Annotated in this window: 9 protein-coding genes; 4 read left to right on the top strand and 5 right to left on the bottom strand. The window is 39.6% G+C overall.

The features are described from left to right. Nucleotides 1-298: 298 nt before the first annotated feature. On the bottom strand, nt 299-673 hold the full coding sequence (locus tag F3G88_RS10075; RefSeq protein ID WP_103589857.1) for a RidA family protein: 375 nt from the start codon (nt 671-673) through the stop codon (nt 299-301). A gap of 94 nt (nt 674-767) precedes the next feature. Here F3G88_RS10075 and cheQ point away from each other — a divergent pair, with 94 nt between their 5' ends. Further along, nucleotides 768-1241, top strand: a complete 474-nt coding sequence (cheQ, locus tag F3G88_RS10070; RefSeq protein ID WP_103616304.1) for a cheVAW transcriptional regulator CheQ — start codon at nt 768-770, stop codon at nt 1239-1241. On the opposite strand, the gene F3G88_RS10065 is transcribed toward cheQ, so the two are convergent. From F3G88_RS10065 to F3G88_RS10055, 3 genes are read right to left on the bottom strand one after another with little or no spacing between them, the layout of a single operon-like run. Then, nucleotides 1219-1758, bottom strand: a complete 540-nt coding sequence (locus tag F3G88_RS10065) for an L-cystine-binding protein TcyA (RefSeq protein ID WP_149716076.1) — start codon at nt 1756-1758, stop codon at nt 1219-1221. The genes cheQ and F3G88_RS10065 overlap by 23 nt on opposite strands. Nucleotides 1759-1800: 42 nt before the next feature. Further along, nucleotides 1801-2361 (bottom strand): Fe-S-containing hydro-lyase, encoded by a 561-nt coding sequence (locus F3G88_RS10060; protein WP_149716075.1) that lies wholly within the window; start codon nt 2359-2361, stop codon nt 1801-1803. Nucleotides 2362-2370: 9 nt separating this feature from the next. Further along, on the bottom strand, nt 2371-3216 hold the full coding sequence (locus tag F3G88_RS10055; RefSeq protein WP_009295312.1) for a fumarate hydratase: 846 nt from the start codon (nt 3214-3216) through the stop codon (nt 2371-2373). Between the two features lie 158 nt (nt 3217-3374). Between F3G88_RS10055 and F3G88_RS10050 the strand changes: the two genes are divergently transcribed. The 3 genes from F3G88_RS10050 to F3G88_RS10040 are packed head-to-tail and all read left to right on the top strand — an operon-like array spanning nt 3375 to nt 5484. After that, nucleotides 3375-3938: a LemA family protein gene (locus F3G88_RS10050; protein WP_103571980.1), complete on the top strand. Its 564-nt coding sequence runs from the start codon at nt 3375-3377 to the stop codon at nt 3936-3938. A 10-nt stretch (nt 3939-3948) separates the two neighbouring features. Further along, entirely contained in the window at nt 3949-4839 is an 891-nt protein-coding gene (locus F3G88_RS10045) for a DUF3137 domain-containing protein (protein ID WP_103616307.1), read from the top strand. Beyond that, a complete protein-coding gene (locus F3G88_RS10040) occupies nt 4840-5484 on the top strand; it encodes a sugar transporter (RefSeq protein ID WP_103606731.1) in 645 nt (214 codons plus the stop codon). A 471-nt stretch (nt 5485-5955) separates the two neighbouring features. Here F3G88_RS10040 and F3G88_RS10035 read toward each other — a convergent pair whose 3' ends face one another. Beyond that, nucleotides 5956-7266, bottom strand: coding sequence for a hemolysin family protein (locus F3G88_RS10035; protein ID WP_508610358.1), 1311 nt, complete (start codon nt 7264-7266; stop codon nt 5956-5958). Nucleotides 7267-7465: the final 199 nt, after the last annotated feature.

The following is a 7465-nucleotide window of genomic DNA, read 5'->3' as shown; positions in this document are numbered from 1 at the left end:
ATTTAAGCATAATAGACTGGCTCAATCGATCACTTGTTTAGATTTCAAAGATTGACTAATAGTTTAACAATTGTAAGTTAAAAGAACAACGATAAGAAAAAGGCTTTATTAACGTTGAAGTTAAAGGTGGTTTCTCGTTTCGTGAGCTGGAATTATATATGAGGGATGCTTAAAGATAGTTGAAATAATTGCAAAATATTTTATAAAATCAAAATTTTTTTAGACATAAATTTGGAGAGTTTTACTCTCCATCTTATAAAGATTAACTATATGTGATATAACTTTTTCACGATATGTGTCAGCAAACCGCGATAACCTCAATTTCTACGAGTGCATCTTTTGGCAAAGTCTTCACAGCCACCGTGCTTCTGGCTGGATATGGCTCTTTGAAAAATTTAGCGTATGTGACATTTACTTTGGCAAAATCTGCCATATCTGCTAAAAAGATCGTAGTCTTTACGACATTATCAAAACTAAGTCCAGCCTCAGCCAAAATGTTTTGCAAATTTGTAAGTGACTGCTGTGCTTGCGCCTCTACGCTACTACCTGCAAACTCACCTGCTGGTGTGACGCCAAGCTGACCTGAGATAAATAAAAATCCATTCGCGCTAATCGCCTGAGAGTATGGTCCGATCGCTTGTGGAGCGTTTTTTGTTGAAATTTGTTTTTTCATATCTTCTCCTTTAAATTTTGGCAAAATCCTACTATAAATTTCTAAATTTTTAGGCACCAAAGGCTATAATGAGCAAAATTTCAAAAGGACAAAGATGCAAATAACCCTTGCACCAAACGAATTTTTAGATGACTACGTGCTTAGCGCGCAGCTTGCCAAAAATGCCGGCATCTCATCAAATGCCTACCTCTTTTGGAAAAATGCGATCAGCGCTAAATTTGAAAACTCGCGCATCGTTTTTCTTAGAAAAAAGAGTGTCCCAGAGAAATTTGCAAGCGCTTTGCAAGCTTGCACGCCCTTAAATGGCCTCGTGCCAACTGGCGTTTTTTGCTCATTTACCTCACTCGCCCCCTCACACCTTGTGGCGAAAAATGGCTCTAAAATTTATGAGCTTTTTGAATTTCATGAAATTTGCGGTATCAAATTTTTAAATTTAAAGAAATTTTATGATGATTTTAAGCTTAGCTACTCGTATAGAATTTATATAGAAAAGTGCAAATTTTTCTCGCCAGCGCCCTTTGAAAAGCGCATAAAACTGACTGAGACTATGTGTCTTGGCTACTACTAGCCACCTCGTAAACGATTAGCGCTTCGGTTTTGTAGCCACCACACCCATCTTTATATAGTAAAATTTCGTCGTTTTCTCTTTTGGCGTAAATTTTAATGTGAGCGGAGTTTGTGCTCTCGTCGTAGTCCTCGTATATAAATTTAAACTCCTCGCTATCCAGAGTGATAAACTGCAGCGCCTGAAACGAAACCGCAATCACTATCTCCTCGCTAATGCCACTTGCTCTAAATTTATCAGCCATCTTCACTACAAACAACCCCACATCGCTAAAATACTCCTCGCAGCTTTCATACTCGCTTTCAAAAACTACTATCTCATTTATCGACCACTCATTTTGCGTCTTATTTTGCTCAAATTTCTGCCTTTTTCTTATGGCGCTTTTTAAAAATATCCCTTGCGGTTTTGAGATGAAGCCATCGTTTAAAATTTGCTTTAGCTTTAAATTTACTAGCTCGCTTTTGGTTTTGGTGAAAAATTTAAGTAGTGGCTTTGCTTGATCGTTGTAAAAAGTTTTCATTTTGAAAGAAATTCCGCTAGCCCCAAAGCTAGCGGATCAGATTTAGATTTTTTTATAAGGTGCTTGGCCAACTTCGTAGAAGTTACTGCCCTCGCAGTCGATAGCGACTATCGCTGGGAAGTCCTCTACTGTGAGCCTTGCGACTGCCTCTGGTCCTAGCTCTGGATATGCCAAGACTTCATATTTTTTGATACTTTGGCTAATGACCGCTCCGATGCCGCCGATAGCGACCATATAAACACAGCATGATTTTTTCATCGCATCAACCACTGCATCATTGCGATATCCCTTACCGATCATGCCATTTATACCAACTTCGTTTATCATAGTTGGTGTGTATTTGTCCATTCTGCCGCTTGTTGTTGGACCTGCTGCGCCGATAGCTTGGTTTGGTTTAGCTGGTGTTGGTCCGACGTAGTAGATAGTCTCGCCCTTTAGCTCAACTGGTAGCTTCTCGCCACGCGCTAGAGCCTCTGTTAGTGCCTTGTGAGCGGCGTCACGAGCAGCGATGATAGTGCCTGAGATTAGGACATTGTCGCCTGCTTTTAGGCTTTTTACCACCTCTTTATCAAATGGTGCTGTTATTCTTTTTACTTCTGACATGTTATCTCCTTAAAGCTCGGCGTCTGCGTGGCGTGCAGCGTGGCAGTTGATATTTATGGCTACTGGTAGGCCTGCGATGTGAGTTGGATACCACTCGACATTTACTTTTATGGCAGTTGTATCGCCGCCAAGCCCTTGAGGTCCGACGCCTGTTTTGCTAGCAAGCTCAAGAAGCTCATCTTCAAGTTTTGCATATCTAGCATCGGCATTTTTGCTATCTACTGGACGAACTGCGGCTTGCTTGGCTAGAAGTGCAGCTTTATCCATAGTGCCGCCTATGCCAACGCCTATTGTCATTGGAGGGCAAGCGTTTGGTCCAGCGTATTTTACAGCCTCTAAAAATACCTTTTTAACGCCCTCTATGCCATCAGCTGGCACAAGCATTTTTAGTATTGATTTATTCTCACTACCAAAGCCTTTTGGAGCGACTTTTATCTTTAGCTTATCGCCTGGGACGATCCTAGTGTGGATGACTGCTGGAGTGTTGTTTGTGGTGTTTTTTCTCTCAAAAAGTGGCTCAGCAACAACTGATTTTCTAAGATAGCCCTCAGTGTAGCCTTTTGCAACGCCTTCGTTGATCGCATCTTCGATATATCCGCCCTCGATATGCACGTCCTGACCGATCTCGACAAAGACAACCGTCATACCTGTATCTTGGCAAATAGGCGCAACACCCTCTTCTGCTAGCTTGGCATTTTGTAAAATTTTGCCCAAGATATCTTTACCTAGAGATGAGCTCTCAGTGGTTTGTGCTTTTGTAAAAGCAGCCTTTAGATCTGGCGTAACGACGTAACAGGCTTGTTTGCAAAGCTTTGCAACAGTCTCTTTTATATCTTTTACGTTTACCGTTCTCATTTATCCTCCTCGTAAAAAACAATTTTTAATTATATAAATTATATGTAAAATTTAAGATTAAATTATAATATTAAATTTAATCACCCAACCTCGGTGTTTAAATACTCTTAAGCAACTTTGGATAAACTACAACAAACTTAAATTTCAAAGGAAAAGTTATGAATTCGTTAGTCATCGTGATACTTGTTATCGCAGTCATTTTTGTCTTTTTCATTAGCCTTTACAACTCGCTTGTTGCAAAGCAAAACCAGGTAAAAAGCGTGGAGGCTGGCATCGACGCGCAGCTAAAAAGAAGATATGACCTCATACCAAATTTAGTAGCTACTGCAAAAGAGTACATGGTGCATGAAAAAGGCCTACTAGAAAACATCACTGCCCTTAGAGAAAGTGCTAGAAGCGCCTCTACAAATGAGGAGAAATTTGAGCTAAATAACAAAATTTCAAGCTTGCTAAATGGTTTAAGAGTGAGCGTAGAAAACTATCCTGATCTAAAAGCAAATCAAAATTTACTTCACATCCAAAGCACACTAAACGAGGTCGAAGAGCAAATTTCAGCTGCCAGACGTGCTTACAACTCAGCTGTTGAAATTTACAACAACGCCACACAGATGTTTCCTTCAAACATCGTAGCTTCAATGTTTGGCTTTCATAAAGATGTCTTTTTTGATATCCCAGAAAACGAGGCAGCTGCTCCAAACGTCGGTGATCTTTTTAAAAAATAAGGCATAAAAAATGCAAGCAGACGAACTAAAAGGCATCGATCTAAGCGACCTTGACGAGCTTGAAAAAGAGCGTCTTGCTATGGGGCAAAAAGCCTTTAAAATGATAGTTTATGGCTTTCTTGGCATCATAGTTGTAAGTGGTTTTTTGGCATCACTGCACCTTGGAAATTTATTTTTCTTTTTGCTAATCGGTGGAGTTTTTTATCTTGGCAAGACGATAAATGGGCTAAAAAACGAGCTTATAGCAAAATTTAAACAAAAAGTAGTTGGCGTCATCGTAAAAAACTATGGTCTAAATTTCAGCGCAAATGGCGGACTAAGTTTGAACGATTTTTATAAAATTTATGACGCCGATGTAAATAGACACTACGCAGAAGATATGATCTACGGACAGATCGATAACACGCAGTTTAAGCTTTGCGATTTTTATGCGGCAAAAGAGGTAAAAGGTGAGAAACGCACCACAACAACGGTGAAATTTCAAGGCATTTTGCTAAAGGCTGAGTTTAAAAAAGAGCTAAGCGCCACGATCTACGTCTGCGATAAAAAGCGAACTTCTGATCTAAGAAGCGATGGCGAGCAAGCGACAATGGATAATCCTAAATTTAATGAGCTTTTTAAGACCTACACGACCGATCAGATCGCTGCAAGATATGCTCTGACGCCAAAGCTGATGGAAAATTTAACCACTCTAAGAACTAAATTTAATGCCCCACTCTCGGCAGCGTTTTTAAAAAATGAAATTTTCATCGCGATCGATCTTAGAAAGGACAGCTTTGAGCCTGATCTTAAAAAGCCGATAAACAGCAACGAGAGCGTGCAAAACTACATCGCAGGAGTTAGCGACTTTGTAGAGATCGTGCGTGATCTGGAGCTAAACAAAAATATCTGGAAGAGCTAAATGCCAGATAAAAAAATCAAAGAAGGGGACATATTTTACGTCTATAACGACTATTACGAGAGATATTTCTTTGGCAAAATCTTAGTTGATATCATGAACCGTTTTATAAAGCGAGCAAATGAGGGGCTTCTTTGGCCGCTTGATTTTTTTAGTGACTGCTACTTGGTTGCTGTTTATAAAGATATAACAGATACGCCAGTGCTAAAAAGCCGTGAATTTATCATCCCGGGTAGCTTCATCTACAAAAGCAGTTTCAACCGCAAAAATAAAGACGCTATAAAGTGGGTGTATTATGATCACGAAGATATCGACTACCAAGAGTTAGAATTCCCAGAGTATATCGTCAGTAGCAATGACAAAATTTGCCTAGAACGAGGAGAGCTTAGCATACCAACTGGCTTAACTCGCACGCAATACGAGAGTGAATTTAACATCACTGGCAGCAAAACTGGCGGCATAAACTACTCAAATGCCCTGCTTTTACAAGGCTTGCCAGCGTATAAAGAGAGGATAGATTATAGCGATCTTCGCCTTTTGCCAAAGCTTCGTAAAAAGCTCTATGAGATGATAGGAGAGGATCCAGACATGCCCTACTACGAGCTAGCACTAAAGCACGGCAAAGATCTAGCACGCTTTTATAAATGATAAATTTACACATAAAAATATATAAGCAAATTTGGCTACAAAAGAGCTATTAAGAGGCGTTGTTTAAGGTTTAACAAAAGAAAATTTGACTCTCTTGTTGCAGCCTAGATGAGCGCGATAGAGAAATTTATGACGAAATTTCGTGACATCGTATCTCCCCGCCAAGGCTAACTAACTTTAGTAAATTTAAATATCACAAACAAGATCAGTCGCAGCTACTTTTGCGAGCGGATGATAAATTTAAAACTCACAAGCCATTTTAAAATTTATAACCAAATTTACAAAAAAGCGGTGCTAACGTTTTAAAGATCTATTTAAAAAGGTGGTATCGCTTTAAATTTTGTGGTTTTAAAAGCTAAATTTGATGGCTTAAAGTCTTTAAAAAGCGCAATGCCACTTAAATTTGCCCTATTTTTTTATGATTTGACGAAGTTAAATTTAATGGCTCAAAAAAGCCATTAAATTTATAAACTAAGCCTGAGCAGGCTCCTCTTCTTCTTTTATCTTTTTTCTAACTTTTACGCGTGAGATACTAGCTCCATCCATCTTTCTCACTTCGTAGTAGCAGTTTTCATCCTCGATCTTGTCCCCAACTACTGGCAAACGACCGATAAGGTTAAAGACATATCCGCCGATAGTGACTTGATCAGTCTCTTCATCAAAGCTTATGCCAAGAAGCTCCTCAACGCTCTCTAGATCGTATCTGCCTTGGAATTCATAGATATTTTCATTTATCTTTTTATAGTGTTGATCGACCTCGTCGTGCTCGTCGTTAAAGTCGCCAAGCACCTCCTCCATGATATCTTCCATCGTAAGAAGTCCAGCCGTGCCGCCATACTCATCAACGACAAGTGCAGCTGAAATTTGCTCCTTGTTCATCATCACAAGCACCTTTGATATAGAAAGGCTCTCAGGCACGATGACAAATTTACGCACGATCGCATCAAAGCTCTTCTCTTTATCCTCGCTAAAGTGTAGCTGCAAGATATCTCTAATGTGTATCATGCCCAAAATGATATCTTTTGAGCCGTCTATATAAGGGTAGCGAGTATATTTTGACTCAAAAACGACTTGTAAATTCTCTTCAAAGCTTTTTTGTTTGTTTATACAGATCATGTCGCGTCTTGGCGTCATAACCTCTTTTGCGACCGTGTCGCTAAAATCAACTGCGTTTTTGATAAGCTCAGTCTCAAAGCTATCAAGTACGCCGCCCTTTAAGCTCTCGCCAACGATGATCTTGATCTCCTCTTCAGAGTGCGCTAGCTCATTCTCTTTTGCTGGCTGGATGCCTAAAATTTTAAGTCCAGATGTAGCTAGGATGTCAAAAAGCTTTATGATAGGCGAAAATAGTATCCAGAAAAAGTGAAGCGGACGGGCGATTTTAAGCACTACTGATTCTGATTTGGCTATGGCGACTGACTTTGGCACAAGCTCACCCATAACGACGTGAAGTAGCGTGATAAGCGTAAATGCGATCGCAAAGCCAACTGTATGAACTAAGATATCGCTAAGATTAAAAACATTTTTAAGTGGGGCTTCTATGAGCCTTGCGACTGCTGGCTCACCGATCCAACCAAGGGCAAGCGAGCTTAGCGTGATGCCAAGCTGAGTGGCGCTAAGATAGGTATCAAGCTTGTTTGACATCTCAAAGGCAAGCTGGGCGTTTGGCTTTTTCTCTTTGATAAGCTCTTCAAGTCTAGACTTGCGAACCTTGACAAGGGAAAATTCCGACAAAACAAAAAATGCGTTTAGTAAAATGAATATAATGGCAAGTATTACCATTAAAAGCGAGTTATCGCTACTGGGGTACAATTATGATCCTTAAGAGTTAAAAATTTTGGCTGATTATAGCGAATTTATATTTAGCGGTCAAATTAGCCGCGCCCAAAAGTAACAACTTTTCTTAAATTTAAGATTTATAAAAAGTTCTTAAATCATATTTTGGTAACATTATTTTCATCACTAAATTTATGGATTTTAC

This window comes from Campylobacter concisus, from assembly GCF_902460675.1.
GTDB lineage: Bacteria > Campylobacterota > Campylobacteria > Campylobacterales > Campylobacteraceae > Campylobacter_A > Campylobacter_A concisus_AJ.
The sequence above is the reverse complement of the archived record's forward strand: the minus strand, read 5'-3'. Positions and strand labels throughout refer to the sequence as shown.

What these genes read in the sequence shown, in the direction of transcription:
- F3G88_RS10050 (WP_103571980.1), top strand. Translation starts at nt 3,375, where the DNA reads ATGAATTCGTTAGTCATCGTGATACTTGTTATCGCAGTCATTTTTGTC.
- F3G88_RS10035 (WP_508610358.1), bottom strand. Translation starts at nt 7,266, where the DNA reads ATGGTAATACTTGCCATTATATTCATTTTACTAAACGCATTTTTTGTT.
- F3G88_RS10060 (WP_149716075.1), bottom strand. Translation starts at nt 2,361, where the DNA reads ATGTCAGAAGTAAAAAGAATAACAGCACCATTTGATAAAGAGGTGGTA.
- F3G88_RS10055 (WP_009295312.1), bottom strand. Translation starts at nt 3,216, where the DNA reads ATGAGAACGGTAAACGTAAAAGATATAAAAGAGACTGTTGCAAAGCTT.
- F3G88_RS10075 (WP_103589857.1), bottom strand. Translation starts at nt 673, where the DNA reads ATGAAAAAACAAATTTCAACAAAAAACGCTCCACAAGCGATCGGACCA.
- cheQ (WP_103616304.1), top strand. Translation starts at nt 768, where the DNA reads ATGCAAATAACCCTTGCACCAAACGAATTTTTAGATGACTACGTGCTT.
- F3G88_RS10065 (WP_149716076.1), bottom strand. Translation starts at nt 1,758, where the DNA reads ATGAAAACTTTTTACAACGATCAAGCAAAGCCACTACTTAAATTTTTC.
- F3G88_RS10045 (WP_103616307.1), top strand. Translation starts at nt 3,949, where the DNA reads ATGCAAGCAGACGAACTAAAAGGCATCGATCTAAGCGACCTTGACGAG.
- F3G88_RS10040 (WP_103606731.1), top strand. Translation starts at nt 4,840, where the DNA reads ATGCCAGATAAAAAAATCAAAGAAGGGGACATATTTTACGTCTATAAC.